General features: G+C 70.8%; 11 protein-coding genes. 7 read left to right on the top strand and 4 right to left on the bottom strand.

All coding sequences use genetic code 11. The features are described 5' to 3' along the window. Window positions 1-111: 111 nt before the first annotated feature. Complete coding sequence (locus ACFXC1_RS46185) at window positions 112-5100, bottom strand: ricin-type beta-trefoil lectin domain protein (protein WP_381255077.1); 4989 nt, start codon at window positions 5098-5100, stop codon at window positions 112-114. 440 nt (window positions 5101-5540) lie between these two features. Here ACFXC1_RS46185 and glmS point away from each other — a divergent pair, with 440 nt between their 5' ends. Next, the gene (gene glmS, locus ACFXC1_RS46180; protein WP_381255075.1) at window positions 5541-7388 is read left to right on the top strand and encodes a glutamine--fructose-6-phosphate transaminase (isomerizing); all 1848 of its coding nucleotides are present in this window, start codon (window positions 5541-5543) and stop codon (window positions 7386-7388) included. Window positions 7389-7424: 36 nt separating this feature from the next. Here glmS and ACFXC1_RS46175 read toward each other — a convergent pair whose 3' ends face one another. The 3 genes from ACFXC1_RS46175 to ACFXC1_RS46165 all read right to left on the bottom strand — a co-directional run bounded on the left by ACFXC1_RS46175 (window position 7425) and on the right by ACFXC1_RS46165 (window position 10862). Beyond that, window positions 7425-8192, bottom strand: coding sequence for a DUF5995 family protein (locus ACFXC1_RS46175; protein ID WP_381255073.1), 768 nt, complete (start codon window positions 8190-8192; stop codon window positions 7425-7427). A gap of 90 nt (window positions 8193-8282) precedes the next feature. After that, window positions 8283-9788, bottom strand: coding sequence for a ricin-type beta-trefoil lectin domain protein (locus ACFXC1_RS46170; protein WP_381255070.1), 1506 nt, complete (start codon window positions 9786-9788; stop codon window positions 8283-8285). Window positions 9789-9977: 189 nt separating this feature from the next. Further along, window positions 9978-10862 (bottom strand): RNA polymerase sigma factor SigF, encoded by an 885-nt coding sequence (locus ACFXC1_RS46165; RefSeq protein WP_381255206.1) that lies wholly within the window; start codon window positions 10860-10862, stop codon window positions 9978-9980. Window positions 10863-11144: 282 nt separating this feature from the next. On the opposite strand from ACFXC1_RS46165, the gene ACFXC1_RS46160 reads away from it, so the two are divergent. The 6 genes from ACFXC1_RS46160 (at window position 11145) to ACFXC1_RS46135 (ending at window position 16364) form a co-directional block, all read left to right on the top strand. Then, window positions 11145-11516, top strand: a complete 372-nt coding sequence (locus tag ACFXC1_RS46160) for an STAS domain-containing protein (RefSeq protein ID WP_381255068.1) — start codon at window positions 11145-11147, stop codon at window positions 11514-11516. Window positions 11517-11667: 151 nt separating this feature from the next. Then, complete coding sequence (locus tag ACFXC1_RS46155) at window positions 11668-12195, top strand: ATP-binding protein (RefSeq protein WP_381255065.1); 528 nt, start codon at window positions 11668-11670, stop codon at window positions 12193-12195. Between the two features lie 150 nt (window positions 12196-12345). Next, window positions 12346-13047: an LPXTG cell wall anchor domain-containing protein gene (locus tag ACFXC1_RS46150; RefSeq protein WP_381255062.1), complete on the top strand. Its 702-nt coding sequence runs from the start codon at window positions 12346-12348 to the stop codon at window positions 13045-13047. Between the two features lie 31 nt (window positions 13048-13078). Beyond that, on the top strand, window positions 13079-13924 hold the full coding sequence (locus ACFXC1_RS46145; RefSeq protein ID WP_381255061.1) for a COG1470 family protein: 846 nt from the start codon (window positions 13079-13081) through the stop codon (window positions 13922-13924). After that, complete coding sequence (locus tag ACFXC1_RS46140; RefSeq protein ID WP_381255059.1) at window positions 13921-15021, top strand: hypothetical protein; 1101 nt, start codon at window positions 13921-13923, stop codon at window positions 15019-15021. Before ACFXC1_RS46145 ends, ACFXC1_RS46140 begins: the two co-directional genes overlap by 4 nt. Next, window positions 15018-16364: a hypothetical protein gene (locus tag ACFXC1_RS46135; RefSeq protein ID WP_381255057.1), complete on the top strand. Its 1347-nt coding sequence runs from the start codon at window positions 15018-15020 to the stop codon at window positions 16362-16364. Before ACFXC1_RS46140 ends, ACFXC1_RS46135 begins: the two co-directional genes overlap by 4 nt. Window positions 16365-16490 lie beyond the last annotated feature (126 nt).

The raw sequence follows: 16490 nt of genomic DNA, 5'->3' as shown, positions 1-16490 counted from the left end.
CACCCCCCGCGCCCTCCCCTCGATGTCTCGCGGTTCGTGGGGGCCTCGGAGCTGGGGACCCCTGGGGGGGGGCCCCGGCCCCGGGGGGGGGGGCGCGCCCCCACCCTGCTGTCACTTCGGCAGCGGATACGACGTGTAGACGATGTACCCCTCGTGTCCGGATTTGCCGGGCAGGCGATGGAGCACCACGCGGACTTCGTTCCCCGCGATCGTCACGGATTCGTCAGCTCCGTAGATCTTTCCCAAGGAAGGGTATTTGTCCCACCGTCCCGTGATCACGAACTCCTTCTTGTTCCGCCACTGCCCTCGCTTGTTGAGGAAGTTGTCCAGTGCGTCGAAACTGGCCGTCCTTTTCTTGCCGTTGGGGAAGAAGTATTGACCGACAACGCGGTCGACTGCCTGCTGAGCGATGTCGGCGTTGGTCCATACCGCATTGAACGGGGCCTTGCCCTCCAGCAGGTTCTTCTTGGCTAGGCCGATCGCCTCCTGCGGAGTCACGTTGACGTGCTTCCTCAACGTGTGGGCCTCGGTCGCGGGAAACGCCGTCTCGTCGCTGAGGTTCACGCAGTTGTGGACCAGCACGTCCGCGGCCCGTGTGCCTTCGGTGCGCACGTAGAACGTGTGCGTCCCCTCGACGGTCAGGTCGTAGACCCGGCTCGATGCCAGGCCGGTCAGGGACCGCAGGCCGGTGACGGCGTGCAGGGTGTCGTCGGGTGCGCGGAGCCTGTCGCCCGTGCGCAGTTCCGACATGTGCACCCAGCCGCGCCCGGTGACGTAGAGCCGGTGACCGTCGGTGCTGGTCAGGCTGCTGCCGCCGGACAGGGTGATCTTCATCAGCCGGTCCGTGCCGTGGGCGTAGGTCGCGGTGACCTGCTGCGCGCGGTCCTTTCCGGTCTCCGGGTCCGTGGCGAGTACGAGGTCGCCGCGGCGGACCTCGCTGATCGCCCTGCGGCTGCCGTCGGCCATCAGTACCTGGGTGGTTCCCGGGAAACTGTTGATACGGCAGGACGTGATCATGTCCTCGTAGAGGTTGACCGTGTCCTCGATGCGGTGGAGCGTCGCGGGATCCAGGTCCAGAGCCTTCAGCGCGTTGAAGGCGTCCCGGACACCCACCCCGGTGTTCAGCGCGGCGTCCAGCGCACGCACCAGCTCGGCGGCCTTCTCGAACGCCTTGCCGGGGATGAAGTTGCTCGCGGCCCAGGCGCAGCCGCTCGCGCTGCCGTGCCAGCAGTCGAGGAAGTCCTGGACCAGGACCGCCTTCAGGATCTGGTAGACGACGGTCTGCTGGATGATCTCCAGTTTGCTGAACGAGCGGGTGACGTCCTTCTTCAGACCGGTGAAGGTCTTCCGGTCGAGCGGAAGGGTGTCCTCGGACGGGCAGCCCGCCGCGGTGGCCGGCACATCCGGGTTGGTGCACAGGTAGAAGTCCACCGTGGCCTTGAACGTCACGGTGAAGGTGACGGTGCAGCCCTCGAAGCCGGGCTTGATCTCGCAGGGCTCGTGCTGCTTGGCGTCGGTGATCTCGACGGTGTCCTCGTCGACGACGTAGAACGTGCCGCCCACTCCGGTGCCGGCGCCGCTGCCGACCTGTTCGTTAGCCTTCTTCCGTTCGGCGGCATCGGCGGCTTCCTGGGCCTCCGTCGCGTACTTGTCCGCGTCCTTGGCCGCCTGTTCCGCCTCGGTCGCCGCGACGTCGGCCCGGTCGGCCGCCGCTCGGGCGTCCTTCGCGGCCTGTTCGGCCTCCGTGGCCGCCGCGCGGGCCGCGGTGGCGTCCAGGGCTGCCTGGTCGGCTGCGGAGCGGGCTGAGGTGGCGTAGTTCTCGGCGCGGCCGGCTGCCGCGTCGGCCGCTGCCGCGTCCTCGGTGGCCTGGCGGTCGTACTCGATCGTGCGGGTCAGGGACTGGGCCGCCTTGGCGGCGGCTGCCGCCGCGTCGGCCGCGTAGCCGAGGGCCTCCTGGGCGTAGCCGCGGGCCGTCTTGGCGTAGCCGGCGGCGTTGGCCGCGTGCTGGAGGGCGGCCTTGGCGTCGCCCGTCGCCTGGTCGGCGATGGCCTGGGCGGCGACGGCCTCCTCGGACGCGTTGCGGGCGTGGGCGGCGGCCACGGCCTGTTGCTGCTCGGCGATCGTCTTGGACGACTGGCCGCTCAGGACGACCAGGGCCGCGGCCGAGTCGGTGGTGAGGTAGGGCGAGCCGAGCTGGATCGCGTCGTTGGCCGGGGCGGCGACCTGTTCGGCGGACGTCGTCGCGTCCACCGCCGCCTGGGCGGTGACATGGGCGAAGCCTGCGGCCCTTGCTGCCGCGAGCACGGCGTTGGCGGCCTCCTTGAGCGCCGCGTTCGCGTTGGTCTTCGCGGTCTTGGCCAACTCCTCGGCCTGGTCGGCCAGTTGGACCGCGGTCTTCGCCTCCTCGGCGGCGTGCGCGGCGGCCTTGACGGCGTCGGCGACCGCTGCCGTGGCGGTGCGTACGGCGGCGTCGGCCTTCAGCTTGGCGGCCTGGGCCGCGTCCGCGTCGGCGCGGGCCCGCTTGGCGGCGGCCTCGGCCCGGGTGGCTGCGGCGTCCGCCTCGGCGGCGGCCTGGGTGGCGGCGTTCGCCGCGGCACGGGCGTTGGTGGCGGCCGTCTCGGCCTTGCCGGCCTGGGTGTCCGCCTCGTTCGCGGCACTGCGGGCCGCGTCCGCCGCGTCACCGGAGTCCAGGGAGTCGGCGTAGGCCCCCTTGGCGTCGGCCTTGGCGCGCGCAGCGTCGGCCTTCTGCTCGGCCTCCCACGCGTCGTCCCGCTTGTCCTTGGCGTTGTCGCGGGCGGCGACCGCGTCGTCCCGCCTGCTCTGGGCGGTCTTCTCGGCGGTTTCCGCCTTGCCCTGGGCGTCCTTGGCCTTGGTCGCCTCGGCCTGGGCGGTCTGCTTGTGCTGGTTGGCCTCCGCCTGCTTGGCCTCGGCGGTCTCTTTCTCCGCCTTCGCGGTGGCTTCCTCGGACTCGGCCGCGAGCCGCTTGGCGTGCGCGTCGGCGGCGGCGGCCTTCGCGTCGCTCTCCGCGCCCAGGGCCACGGTGAGCTTGGCCTCCGCGGTCTCCTTGTCCTTCTTGGCGTTGTCGCGGTGGATCTTCGCCGCGTCGGCCGCGGCCTTGGCCTGCAACTCGGCCTTCTCGGCGGCCTTCTTGCGGAACTCGGCCTTCACCTGCGCGGCCTGCGCCAGCGCCCGCTGGGTGATGGTCGCGCTGTCCGCGACGGCGGCGCGGGTGGCGGCCTCGGCGGTCGTGCCGGCCTTAACCATCGCGTCCAGCGCGGCGACCGCGCCCTTGGTGACCTGGGCCTTCTGCTGACCGACGAGCAGTCCGCGGCCCCGGGGCGCGCCGCTCGTGTCCGCGACGGTGTACGCGGCCTGCTCGGCGGTGTCCGAGGCGGTGGCCGCCTTCTGCGCGGCGGTGAGCTGGGCCTTGATGTCGGCGAGCTTGTTCGCCGCCACCGCGCGTGCCTTGGCGATACCGGCGGTGGCCTTGGTGAACTGGGCCGCCGGAGGCACCGTCCCGGTGTGGCCCGAGGGCGTGACGTCGTACTGCTGGGGGCCGCCGCTGGTGCAGTCCCACAGCCGGCTGTCCTGGCCCACGGTGTACGCGGCCAGGTCGACGCACTTGCCGGTGCCGGTGTTCTTCAGGGCCGAGGTGGCCCGGAGGTTGAACTCCCAGGTCTGCGCGGGCGAGCTGTTGCACGTGAACTGCCGGATCTTCGTGCCGTTGGCCGGGTTGTTGCCCGCGACGTCCACGCACTTCAGGGAGTTGACGTTGCGCAGGTGCAGGCCCTTGTCGTCGCCGAAGATCTCCCACTTCTGCGCGGCCGCGGTGGAGCACGTGTTCAGCTGGACCGCGGCGCCGTCGGTTTTGGCGGCGTCCTGGACCTCCAGGCACTTGCCGGCGGCCCCGTGCACCTTGATGGCGGTCGGCGCGTTGCCTACCCAGCCGACCCCGCCGTCGGACCAGTAGTCCTGCCAGCGGGTGAGCCGGTCGGCGGCCCAGGACTGGCCCAGCAGATCGCCGAGCGACTTGGACGCGGCGGCGAGGGCCTCCACGGCGGTCTTGTTCGCGTCCAGGATCTGGTTGCGCTGGGTTGCCTGCGAGGCGATCTCCTGCTGCCACTCGGCGGCGGCGGCCGAACTCGCCGCGTCCAGCACGCCGTTCGGGTCGAGCGGATCACGCCATGCGCAGGTGGCGAACCTGGACTTCAGATTCTCCACGGCGATCCGGTACTCGGCGCTGTCCGGTTCCGGCGCGGTACGGGGGAAGCCGCCGGACTCCAGGAAGATACGGGCGTCGTCGGCGTCCGTGTGCCGCCCCGGGCCCCCGTGCATCCAGCTGAACGCGTCCCGCTCGGCGCGGGCCCGGTTCCACTCGCCCGTCGGCAGACTCGGGTCGGGGTCGGCGGTGTAGCGCGGGTTGCCCAGGGTGTCGACGGCGGCGAGGGCCGTCGCGTCGACTGCGGGCGTGGAGTCCTCGTAGAAGCCGTCCTCGTTCTGCCAGAAGCGGTCGGAGATCCACTTGGTCAGCCCGGTCTGGCCGTAGAAGCTCTCCTGGCCGTCACCGTTGGTGCCGGGCGGCCAGTGGAAGCCGGTCTCGGTGAAGCCGGCCGGGGTGGTCAGTCCGGTGACCGGCGTCTTCCAGGCGTCGCGGAGGGCGTTGATCTCGTTGAGTTCGCGGGTCGAGAAGGCGCGGTCCTTTTCGTACGCCGTCGACAGCGGTGTCTGCTGCCAGTGCGCGCGGTCGGCCTGGGTGTGCAGCACGTCCTGCGGCTGGTTGAGGGCGTTCTGCGCGGTCGCGGCCATGGAGGTGCCGCCGAGCCGCAGCACGTCGGTCATCAGGCACTGGTCCTGGCGCAGTTGCTCGGCGGCGGTGTCCTCGTACCAGGGATAGCTGTCACTCGCGGGGACGGCGTCCCTCCCGTCGGCGGGGAGGACCTGACCCGAGCCGACGGCTACGCCGGCGAGCAGCGCGGTGGCGAGGACGGGCGGGAGGAACCGGGTGAGGACCGGGCCGACGGCGAACCGTCGCGACTTCGGCGGTCTCGGTCGTCCCTGTCGTCCGGGCGGTATCGGCGGTCGGCCGAGTCTGAGGCGCATGCGTGGGTCCCCTGTCAGGGGGAGTACGACGCGCGCGGCCGGTCCGGTGGACGCGCGCGTGCGCCAGTGCTGCATGGCGACGTGATCCCCCGTGGCGCGGCGACGCTTCCCCCGGTCGCTGGCTTGAACTGAACGCTTGTGGCTTGGTCAAGAGCCGGTCAAGCGCGCGTCACTGTAAGCAGGGGGTAAGTGCTTTGGGCAAGGCCTTTCCGTCGCGCTCGGGCGCGGTGGCGCGAAGTCGCCCATGCCTCGCGACTGGCGGCGCGCCCCGCGGACCCCCGCCGCTCCAAGGGGAACCCTGTGTTTCTTTTGTGGTCGAACTGTGAGATTCATGATCATGCGACGATCAGGGTTGGCCGGTTTTCGATCATGGCCGGAATTTCCGAAATCGGGCACGAAGTGCCGTGTTCGGGAGGGCTTCGGCGCCTAGGCTGCCGCGCATGTGCGGAATCGTGGGATACGTGGGGTCGCAGTCGGCGCTCGATGTGGTGATGGCCGGACTGAAGCGGCTGGAGTACCGGGGGTACGACTCGGCGGGCGTCGCCGTGCTCGCCGACGGCGGGCTGGCGGCGGCCAAGAAGGCCGGGAAACTCGTCAATCTGGAGAAGGAACTGGTCGACCGGCCGCTGCCGGCGGGGTCGACCGGCATCGGGCACACGCGCTGGGCCACGCACGGCGGGCCGACGGACGCCAACGCCCACCCGCATCTCGACAACGCGGGCCGGGTCGCCGTCGTCCACAACGGCATCATCGAGAACTTCGCCTGTCTGCGGGCCGAGCTGACCGAGCGCGGGCACGACCTCGCCTCCGACACGGACACCGAGGTGGTCGCGCATCTGCTGGCCGAGGAGTTCTCGGCGTGCGCGGACCTCGCGGAGGCGATGCGGCAGGTGTGCCGGCGCCTGGAGGGCGCGTTCACCCTGGTCGCCGTACACGCGGACGAGCCGGACGTGGTCGTCGGCGCGCGGCGGAACTCGCCGCTCGTGGTGGGGGTGGGGGAAGGTGAGGCCTTCCTCGCCTCCGACGTCGCCGCGTTCATCGCCCACACGCGGTCCGCGATCGAGCTGGGCCAGGACCAGGTGGTCGAGCTGCGCCGCGACGGCGTGACGGTCACCGGTTTCGACGGCGCCCCGGCCGAGGTCCGCTCCTACCACGTCGACTGGGACGCCTCCGCCGCCGAGAAGGGCGGCTACGACTACTTCATGCTCAAGGAGATCGCCGAGCAGCCGAAGGCGGTCGCGGACACGCTGCTCGGCCGGATCGACGTGGGCGGCCTGCTCACGCTGGACGAGGTCCGGATCCCGACCCACGAACTCCGCGAGATCGACAAGGTCGTCATCGTCGCCTGCGGTACGGCCTTCCACGCCGGGCTGATCGCCAAGTACGCCATCGAGCACTGGACGCGTATCCCGTGCGAGGTGGAGCTGGCGAGCGAGTTCCGCTACCGGGACCCGATCCTGGGCGCGCGGTCCCTGGTCATCGCCATCTCGCAGTCCGGCGAGACGATGGACACGCTGATGGCGCTGCGGCACGCGAGGGAGCAGGGCTCGAAGGTGCTGGCCATCTGCAACACCAACGGTTCGACGATCCCCCGTGAGTCGGACGCGGTGCTGTACACGCACGCCGGCCCCGAGGTCGCCGTGGCGTCGACGAAGGCGTTCCTGACGCAGCTGGTGGCGTGCTACCTGGTCGCCCTGTATCTCGGCCAGGTGCGGGGCACCAAGTGGGGCGACGAGATCCAGGCCGTCATCCGCGACCTCTCGCAGATCTCCGGCGAGGTCGAACGGGTGCTGGAAACCATGGAGCCGGTACGGGAGTTGGCCCGATCGGTGGCCGCCAAGAACACCGTGCTCTTCCTGGGACGCCACGTCGGCTACCCGGTCGCTCTCGAAGGCGCCCTGAAACTCAAGGAGTTGGCGTACATGCACGCCGAGGGCTTCGCGGCGGGGGAGTTGAAGCACGGGCCGATCGCACTGATCGAGGAGGGCATGCCGGTGGTGGTCGTCGTGCCCTCCCCACGCGGCCGTTCCGTCCTCCACGACAAGATCGTGTCCAACATCCAGGAGATCCGGGCCCGGGGTGCGATGACCATCGTGATCGCGGAGGAGGGCGACGAGACGGTCGTCCCCTACGCCGACCACCTGATCCGGATCCCGGCCACCCCGACGCTGCTGCAACCCCTCGTCGCCACCGTCCCGTTGCAGGTCTTCGCCTGCGAACTGGCCACGGCCCGCGGCAACGAGGTGGACCAGCCGCGGAACCTGGCGAAGTCCGTGACGGTGGAGTGAGCGGCCTCCGGCCGACTGCCCTGACGTCGGCGGGACTTATCCCGCCTTCTGCATCGCACTGTCCAGGTGGGTGATGACCGCCGCCACGTCGTCGCTCTCCGTGTGGCGGATCAGTTCCAGGGCCGGGCGGACCAGGGCGCCCGGGCGGGCTATCAGGCGGGCGAGTACGGCGGCGCGGATGTCGAGGCGGTCGATGGTCGCCTCGCGTTCCGCTTCGGTCTGGCCGGCGAGCAGGACGGTGTTGTGCCACGCCTCCGCGCGGGACTGGACGATGCTGAAGTCGAGGATCTGCTCGTCGGTGCGGCCGCCGACCCGGTCCAGCAGGGACAGGAGCGGTGACAGGGCGTCCACCGAGTCCTGCACCGCCAGGACCACCCGCGCGAGGATGTCGTTGATCAGCAGGTAGTCGTGCTGGAGGGCGTGGATGTCCGCGCCGGGGCCGGTCCGCGCGGCGGCGACGGCGAGGTCCAGGTTGATGTGGGCGTTCACGCCGAGGATCAGGTGCTGGACGATGACGGTGTCGCGGTCGTCCAGCAGCCCGAACGTCTCGCGCCAGCAGCGCGGTCCGCTCCGGTCGCGCAGCCAGGCGTCGTGCGCCTCGAAGTAGCGGTTGCCGAAGAGCGTGTCGAAGCGGTCCATCCGTGGGCCGTCCTCGAACCGCCCCTCGTGGATGGCCTTGCGGATCTCGACGGTCACCTGCCTGTACAGGGCCGCGAAGTATCCGATCCGGTCTCCCGTGCGGGTCGCCTCCCGCACGATCTCCGCGAGCCCGTCCACCACTTCGTCGATGTTCTGTGCAGCCATGCCCAACTCCCGTTGCCGGAGCCACAGTTCGGACTGCCCAGTCTCACCGATACCGGCCGCTCCGGTACGGCTCACACGCACATGCGTGCTTCACCCCGCCCGCCACCGCTGCTCCGCGCCCCCGGTCAGCGGCACCAGCGAAACCCCGTCACCGTCCCCCGGCGTCATCCCCGTCAGGATCGCGATCGCCGGGCGGATCACTCCGTCACTGTCCACCGTGAACCTCAGGTTGTCTCCGTGACTCCCGTCCACCGAATCGCACTCCCAGATACCGACCCCCTTGTCCACGGACCCCCGGCTGTCCAGGCACAGGTCGGAGTCGGCGGACGACTGCACCACCCCGCGGGTCGCGTCCACGCGCCACAGCTGGGTGCCGGACGAGGTGCAGGGGGCCGTGATCGCGTCCGTGCCCTCCGTCAGGTCGCCGTTCCTGATGTCCAGGCACCGGCCCGTGGAGACGTTCACGATGCGGGCGTAGGTGCCGTCGGGTGCGTGGGCGGCGGGAGAAGGAGAGGGGGTGGGGCTCGCCGAGTGTGTCGGCTTCGAACTCCGCGTCGGGGACGGCGACTTGGAGGGTGACGGTGACGGCGTCACCGGGACCGTCGCGGTCACCGTCACCTCCGTCGGGGTCGACGGGATCGCCACCGTGGCCGCCGCCGCGCCCGGACGCGGTGCGTCGCCCGGCCGCAGCAGGAAGAACAGCAGCGGCACCAAGGCCACGCCCAGCGCCGCCGAGGCCAGCACCAGCCGGCGCGCGGGCGACCAGGTCGAGGGCGCCCAAGTCGCCGTAGTCCCAAGGGCGTTGCTCCTGACCTCGGCGCGGTCCCGCAGCGCGTACGACGCCCCCGCCCACGGCAGCAACCCCTCCGCCAGCGTCGCCCGCGGAGCGTCCCGCAGCGCCGTCAGTTCCTCGTACGCGCCCGTGCAGTGGGCGCAGTGGGCCATGTGGGCGTGCAGGTCGGCGCTGTCGCGGGGGTTGTCGGGGCGTACCGACTCCTCGATCAGGCGCCGGAAGTCACCGCAGCGCGGGTCGTCGGAGGCGGCCAGGCGGGACTTCAGGCAGGCCTGGGCCATGGCCCGCACGGCTCGTTCGGTGCCGTGGACGACGTCCTCGTGGGTGAGGCCGAGGAGAGCGGCGGTCACGGTTTCCGGTTCCCGCTCGACGACGCCGTACCAGACCAGGCCCTGGGTGCGGGCGGGGAGGGACTGGAAGGCCGGGAGCATGGTGGGTGTCGGGGCCGCCGTGTTCAGGAGCAGGAGGAGGCCGGAGTCCAGGCCGGCCGAGCGGTCGTCCAGGGACCACGAAGTGGCCACCCGCCCTGTCAGCAGCAGGAGTTGGTGCCGCCAGGGGACTCCCGGTTCCACCCCGCGTGCCGTCTCGCGGGCCGCGAGGGTGAACGTCTGCGCCGCCAGTTGCCGTGCCGCCGACTCGCCGGTGGTGCAGAGGCGGGCGTAGGACAGCACGGAGGGCTGGTGCCGGGTGCGGAGTTCCTGGAGCGCCGGATAGACCGTGGACGGGCCGGCGCGCAGCAGTTCCGTGAGCCGCGCGTCGGAGGCGTCGGCGGGTGCGCCGCCGTACTCCTCGGAGCGAACCATTCACCCGCCTCCTCGCGCCCGTCCTGACGGACCGGCCAGTTTGTCGGGTGACCATAGTGGTGGAAGAGGACCGGTGGGGAAAGAGGTTTCTGTGGGTAACCCGGTCGCGCCGGGGCGGGGAACGCCTGAGCGCGGCGCACGCACACGCGCGCCGCGCTCAGTGGCGGGCAGGACAGGGCGGGGAGAGGGTCACTCCTCGACCGTCAGTCCCTTTCGCAGCTTCACCAGCGTCCGCGACAGCAGCCGGGACACATGCATCTGCGAGATGCCCAGTTCGTCGCCGATCTCCGACTGCGTCATGTTGGCGACGAAGCGCAGGGAGAGGATCTGCCGGTCCCGGTGCGGGAGTTCGGCGATCAGCGGCTTCAACGACTCGACGTACTCGATGCCTTCGAGCCCGTGGTCCTCGTAGCCGATACGGTCCGCGAGCGCGCCCTCGGAGTCGTCCTCCTCCGGCTGGGCGTCAAGTGAGCTGGCCGTATAGGCATTTGACGCCGCCATGCCCTCGACGACCTCGTCGCGGGAGAGCTTCAGGCGCTCCGCCAGCTCGGCCACGGTGGGGGCGCGGTCGAGTTGCTGGGCCAGTTCGTCGCCGGCCTTGGCCAGGTCGAGCCGGAGTTCCTGCAGCCGGCGCGGGACGCGCACCGACCAGGAGGTGTCGCGGAAGAAGCGCTTGATCTCACCGACGATGGTGGGCATCGCGAAGGTGGGGAACTCGACGCCGCGGCTGAGCTCGAAGCGGTCGATCGCCTTGATCAGGCCGATGGTGCCGACCTGGATGATGTCCTCCATCGGCTCGCTGCGCGAGCGGAAGCGGGAGGCGGCGAACTTGACCAGCGCGAGGTTGAGCTCGACGAGCGTGTTGCGGACGTACGAGTACGCGTACGTCCCTTCTTCGAGGGACTCCAGCCGCTCGAAGAGAGTCTTGGAGAGGGCCCGTGCGTCGACGGCGCCGATCTCGTCGTACGGGGGGATCTCGGGGAGCCCCTCGATGATGGGATTGGGATCCAGTTGTGCCGGTGGGGGTGTCGACGTCGCTGTCGGGGTAGGCGATGCGTCGAGCCGGGGTGACATGGTGTCCTCCATCGTTCTCGGCATATGGCTGCCGAAGCCGGTGCGTGCACTGCGGAGTGCGGCGCCTCCAAAGCCGGTCGTGTCGGTCGGGTCGATTGGTCGTAATCGCATGTCCAAAAACTTGTCTCTACTAGCCCTACCCGGTTTCCGGAGCCCGCCGCAAGTGCGCTGTGTACCCATATGTCCAGTTGTGGGCGGTTGTTCGGGTGTCGGAGAGTGTGAGGAAGGCGTAGTGTTCCAGGGCGAACGTCAACAGCCACGACCTCGGGAGAGAGAGACGGCATGGACCGCGGGACGGTCGGCAGCGCACAGTCTGGCCGGCTTCTGGTCGAGGTGCGGAAACAGGGCCTCAGCGCCGTCGTGACACCGGCAGGTGAGTTGGATCACCACACCGCCGATCTGTTGCGCGAACCGCTGGACGACCTGCTCGCCCATGGGTACGCACGGCTCGTCGTGGACTGCTCACGCCTGGAGTTCTGCGACTCCACGGGCCTGAACGTACTGCTCGGCGCGCGCCTGAAGGCGGAAGCCGCGGACGGCGGAGTGCACCTCGCGGGGATGAAGCCCGCGGTGGCTCGCGTATTCGAGATCACGGGGGCGGATGCGGTCTTCACCCTCCACGACACCCTTGAGGCTGCTCTCGCCGACGAATAAGGGGTGTTTTGCCGGTTCGCCCGGGCAGGAGAACATCTGAACCTGTCGGCGACGGAAGCGACGAAAACCGCCATGGCCCACGTACTACTGACTGTTGAACACGTACCGACTCGTGACTCGTGAACCGGTGAATCGGTGAGGTGAAGCGCTGATGAGCACCACCCGGCCCTACCCGCCGGGCGACCGCCCGGAGCCCGGTGGCGCTACGGGGGCGCCCGCGGGGGGCGCTTCCGTGCCGTCCGCCGGGGACGACACCGAGCCGGCCGTCGGCCGGCACACCCGCAGACTCAGCTTCGCGGGTGAGAGCGGGGTCGTCCCACTCGCCCGCGACTTCGCCCGCCAGGCCCTCTACGCCTGGGGCTGGCTCCCCGCCGAGGGCGCCGACCGGCGCGCCGCCGCCGAGGACGTGCTCCTCGTCGTCTCCGAGCTGGTCACCAACGCCTGTCTGCACGCCGAAGGACCGGACGAGATGTGGATCACCTGCGAGAACAAGGTGATCCGGGTCGAGGTCTCCGACCGCGGCGCCGGCCAGCCCGCCCCCAGAACCCCGCACCGCGCCGGCCGCCCCGGTGGCCACGGCATGTTCATCGTGCAGCGGCTGTGCCTGGACTGGGGGGTCGTACGGACTCCGGGGGTCACCGGAAAGACCGTGTGGGCGGAGCTGGGAGCACCGGCCTAGCGCGGTCCGCGGGCCCGCAAGCAAATCGTTTCCCCGAAAACTGACGCACGCCGGACCGTCATAACTCCGGCGTGCGCTTTGCCTTCCCTCCTCACGACCCCGGGCGTACCTTGACGGCCGATCTGATGTGCCGTCAGGAATGAGGGGACCGTGTCGTACCAGAAACGAACCGCAGCGCTCGCGTCCGTCGCGGCCCTGGCCGGCTCGGCGGTATTCATGGCCGCCCCCGCAGCCCGGGCCGACGTGGTCGACGTCAACTACAAGTGCCAGACACCGATCGGCGTCAAGACCGCCGTCTCGCCCATCGACATCAAGGGCGTCAAGAGCGGCAGCGGCTACAAGCTCACCATGTCCTGGCAGAAGGGCGTCTCCTCCAGCCCCGTCGAACTCGGCAAGGGCGCGATGAGCCCGAGCGCCACCATCAAGGTGGGCGGCGCCGACAGCGGCACCGTCTCCGTGTCGGGCCCCGCCAACGCCGCCGCGATCCCCGCCAACACCCCCATAAAAATCAACGACTTGACGGGCACGTACACCCCGAAGGCCGGCGGCAAGGTCACGTTCACGGCGGCCGTCCTCACCATCAAGGCCCTCGGTACGACGACCACGTGCACCCCCACCAACAGCCCCGGCCCGTCCCTCACGCTGGACGTCACGGCGGCGGGCGGATCGTCGGGATCCAGCGGCTCGACGGGCAGCGGCACCGGTACGGACTCCGGCGGCACGCTCCCCAAGACCGGCCCCGACGACTCGTTCATCGCCCTCGGCACGCTCGGCGGCACCGTGCTGCTCGCGGGCGCGGCGGGCACCCTGTGGCTGACCCGGCGCAACCAGACGGCCCGCGCCCGCCGTTGACAGCCCCCGCACGTCCGCCGTGGAGCCGCCCATGCTGTCGACCGCCCGCGTCCTGTGCCTGTCCCTCCTCGCCGTGCTGACGGCCGCGCCCACCGCGACGGCCGCCGACGGCTGGTCCCTCGCGCCCGCGGGCGGCGGACGCCCGGCCTGCTACGCCGAGGGAGAGCCCGGTACGACCCTTCAGGACACGGTGTCCGTGACCAACCCCACCAGCCGCCCGGTCACCGTACGACTGCGCGGCACGGGCGTGCCGATCACCTTCGCCGCAACGGCGGTTCGGGTCCCCGCGCGCACCCGCGCCGACATCCCGTTCACGGTGAACGTCCCCGCCACCGCCGCACCCGGCGACCGCACCGGCACGATCGCGGCCCGCGACAGGGACGGCCGGGAGGCGACGGTACGACTCCAACTCCACGTCAAGGGACCGGAGTTGTCCGCCCTCACCGTCGAACACCTAGCGGTCCGCGGCGACCGCATCACCTACGACCTGGTCAACCGCGGCACCACACCCCTCACCCCGAGCCTCGCCGTCCACGCCACCGGCGTCCTCGGCACCCACCTCGACCGCGCCCCGCGCACCCTCCCCGTCCGACTCCCGCCCGGCCGCCGCCTGAAACTCACCGAACCCTGGCACCACCCCGCCCTCGACGCGGTCGACCTCCGCCTCACGGTCACGGCACCGGGCGGCGCCCACGACACGGCGGAGACATCGGCACGCTTCGTGCCATGGGGCGCGGCGGCGGGGACCGCGGGTGCGGCCCTGACGGCCGGGGGTGCGCTGTTTCTCGTACGACGCGGGCGGCGCCGTAGGGACGACGACGGTCGCGCGGCCGAAGGTCCGCGTACGGAAGCCGAGTTGACGGGAGCGGTGATGTGAGCGGCAAGGTGCGGATCTCGGCGCTGGTGGCGGTGCTCGCGCTGCTTCTGCTGCCGCTTGCGGGGGCGACACCGGTCGCGGCGGCCGGCGGACCGAAGGTGACGCTCTCCAAGTCGCAGGCGGGGACGGGCGGTTCGATCACCGTCTCCGGCAGCGGCTGGCGGACGCACGCCCTGGTGATGGTGCTGATCTGCGGGCAGGCCACGCCCGCGCGCGGGGTGGTCGGCGGCACCAACTCCTGTGCCAACGCGGACGGTCGGGCCGTCACGACCGACGCCAAGGGCGTCTTCAGCAAGAAACTGCCGGTTTCCGAACCGCCGGTGCCCTGTCCGTGCGTGGTGCATGTGGCGACGGTGACGGGCGCGAGCGCGTCGGCGGACGCCGTCTTCCAGGTGGCGGGCCACGCGGTCGAACCACTGCCCGCGGAGCCGTCGACCGGACGGCTGTCGGTCCTCTCCGACACCCGGCTGGACGGTTCCAGCGGACTGCTGACCTGGTTCGGGGCACCGGCGTCCCGCACGCTCGTCTTCACCGTCGGCAACGCCGGCTCGTCCCCCGTCAAGAACCCCGTGTTCCAAGTCGGCACCTCCCACGGGGTGTTCGCGCCGCAGTGGGACGACCAGCAGTTCAGCGGCACGATCGCGCCCGGCGGCAAGGCGGAGATCAAACTCCCGGTCGAACTGTCGGCCGGGGCGCACGGCGACTACAGCGTCTCCCTCAAGTACGGCGGCCGGGTGCTCGCCGAGGAGCCGTGGGGCGTGGGCCGCCCCTGGGGCGTGACCCTGTTCTGGATCCTGCTCTGCGTGGTCGTACCGGCGGCGGTGTTCCGCGTCGGCATGGCTGTCGTGGACCGGCTACGGCCGCGCAAGGCGGGCCGCAGCAAGGGCCCGGCCCGGCACCGGGGCCTGCGCCTGCCCGGACAACTCGCCCTGCGCCTGCCGAAGTCCGGCACGCCCGCACCGACCACGACCCCCGTGAACTCGACCCTGCCGTGGTTCACCCCGGACTCCGATCCGGGCACGGCCGGCCGGCTCTCCGCACCGCACGACGACAGCCCGACGAGTCCAACGACTCCCACCAGGAAGGGACTTCAGTGAGAAAGCGAAGGAGAGTCATACCGGCCGGCGGACGGAGGGCGGGTGCGGCGGCCACCGCGTTGATCCTCGGCGGCGCGGGCGTCCTGCTCGGCATGAGCGCCGGGTCCGCGCAGGCCGCCGAGGTGTCCTACGCCACCCACTGTGTGCCGCCCGCGGGCATCGACCCCGTCGACGGCACCACCAAGGTCGAGATCACCGCGCCCGCCACGGCACACGTCGGCGACACGGTCGACGTCGTGTGGAAGTTCAAGCAGGCCGCGTCCAAGAACCCCAACATCATCGATCTGCCGGCCAACTCCGTTCAGCCGTCGGGGACGCTGAAGGCGGGAGGCGCGCAGACCGCCGACATCGCGATGGTGGGCCCGCGCGAGAACCCGGCGATCCCCAAGGGCGGCGCGATGACGCTGTCCGACATGAAGGGCACCCTGAAACTCACCACGGCCGGCGAGGTGACGCTGACACCGGGCGCTTACACGGTCAACGCGTTCGGGACGGACACCAAGTGCGCGCCGACGGTGACGGTCCCGACGTCGGCGACGATCGATGTGACGGCGGGGGACGGCGGTTCGGCCAGCACGACACCGACCCCGACGGACTCGACGTCGGTATCGGCATCGGCGTCGGCATCGGAGTCCGCGTCCGAATCCGCCTCCGAGTCGGCCTCCGAGTCGGCCTCCGAGTCCGCGTCGAGCAGCCCCAGCGACGGCACCGGCAGTGGCCAGACCGACTTCACCGGCAAAGAGGTCTCCGTCCCCTACGCGTGCAAGACGCCGATCGGTGACAAGAGCGCGACCTCGCCCGTGCAGATCAACGCCAAGAAGGACGGCGGGAGTTACGACCTCACCGTGCAGTTCAACGGCTCTGTGATGGACAGCCCCGCCGACATCCCGGCGAACTCCGTCAGCCCCTCGATGGAGGTGGTCCTCGGCGGCGCGGACAAGGGCACCGTGCATGTGGAGGGACCGATGAACTCCTCTGCCATCAAGTCCGGCTCCCCGATCGAGATCCCCGACCTGACAGGAACGTACAAGCCCGGCGCGAGCGGTACGTCGACGCTTGCTCCCGGGGTTCTGACGGTCAAGGCCCTCGGCACGACGACCACCTGCACGCCGACCAAGTCCGAGGTCTCTCTGACCCTGGACACCACGGAGCAGGCGAGCGGTGCGTCCGGCAGTACGTCGTCGTCATCCGGGGGTGCGTCGACGTCGACCTCGGGCGGGCTCGCGGAGACCGGCTCCGACAGCCATGGCGGTCTCAAGGCGCTCGGCCTGGTGTCCGGTACGGCGATTCTGTTGGGTGTCGGGGTGTTTACGTTCCTGCCGGGGCGGAGGCGGCTGCGATAGACAAGTGCGGGTTGGCCACTCGCTTCTTTGCCAGTGTCGGGCTTCCGCGGACCGAGTAAAGGGCGCTGCGCTTCGCTCCGCGTCGCCTGCGGCGATGGCCCTGCGGGCCACCCTTGACTAGGTCCG

This window comes from Streptomyces hokutonensis (assembly GCF_042751305.1).
GTDB lineage: Bacteria > Actinomycetota > Actinomycetes > Streptomycetales > Streptomycetaceae > Streptomyces > Streptomyces hokutonensis_A.
This window is presented reverse-complemented; position numbering and strand designations above follow the sequence as displayed.

Coding starts and splice junctions, on each gene's coding strand:
- ACFXC1_RS46185 (WP_381255077.1), bottom strand. CDS start 5,100: ATGCGCCTCAGACTCGGCCGACCGCCGATACCGCCCGGACGACAGGGA.
- ACFXC1_RS46155 (WP_381255065.1), top strand. CDS start 11,668: ATGAGCACCACCCGGCCCTACCCGCCGGGCGACCGCCCGGAGCCCGGT.
- ACFXC1_RS46170 (WP_381255070.1), bottom strand. CDS start 9,788: ATGGTTCGCTCCGAGGAGTACGGCGGCGCACCCGCCGACGCCTCCGAC.
- glmS (WP_381255075.1), top strand. CDS start 5,541: ATGTGCGGAATCGTGGGATACGTGGGGTCGCAGTCGGCGCTCGATGTG.
- ACFXC1_RS46175 (WP_381255073.1), bottom strand. CDS start 8,192: ATGGCTGCACAGAACATCGACGAAGTGGTGGACGGGCTCGCGGAGATC.
- ACFXC1_RS46165 (WP_381255206.1), bottom strand. CDS start 10,862: ATGTCACCCCGGCTCGACGCATCGCCTACCCCGACAGCGACGTCGACA.
- ACFXC1_RS46160 (WP_381255068.1), top strand. CDS start 11,145: ATGGACCGCGGGACGGTCGGCAGCGCACAGTCTGGCCGGCTTCTGGTC.
- ACFXC1_RS46145 (WP_381255061.1), top strand. CDS start 13,079: ATGCTGTCGACCGCCCGCGTCCTGTGCCTGTCCCTCCTCGCCGTGCTG.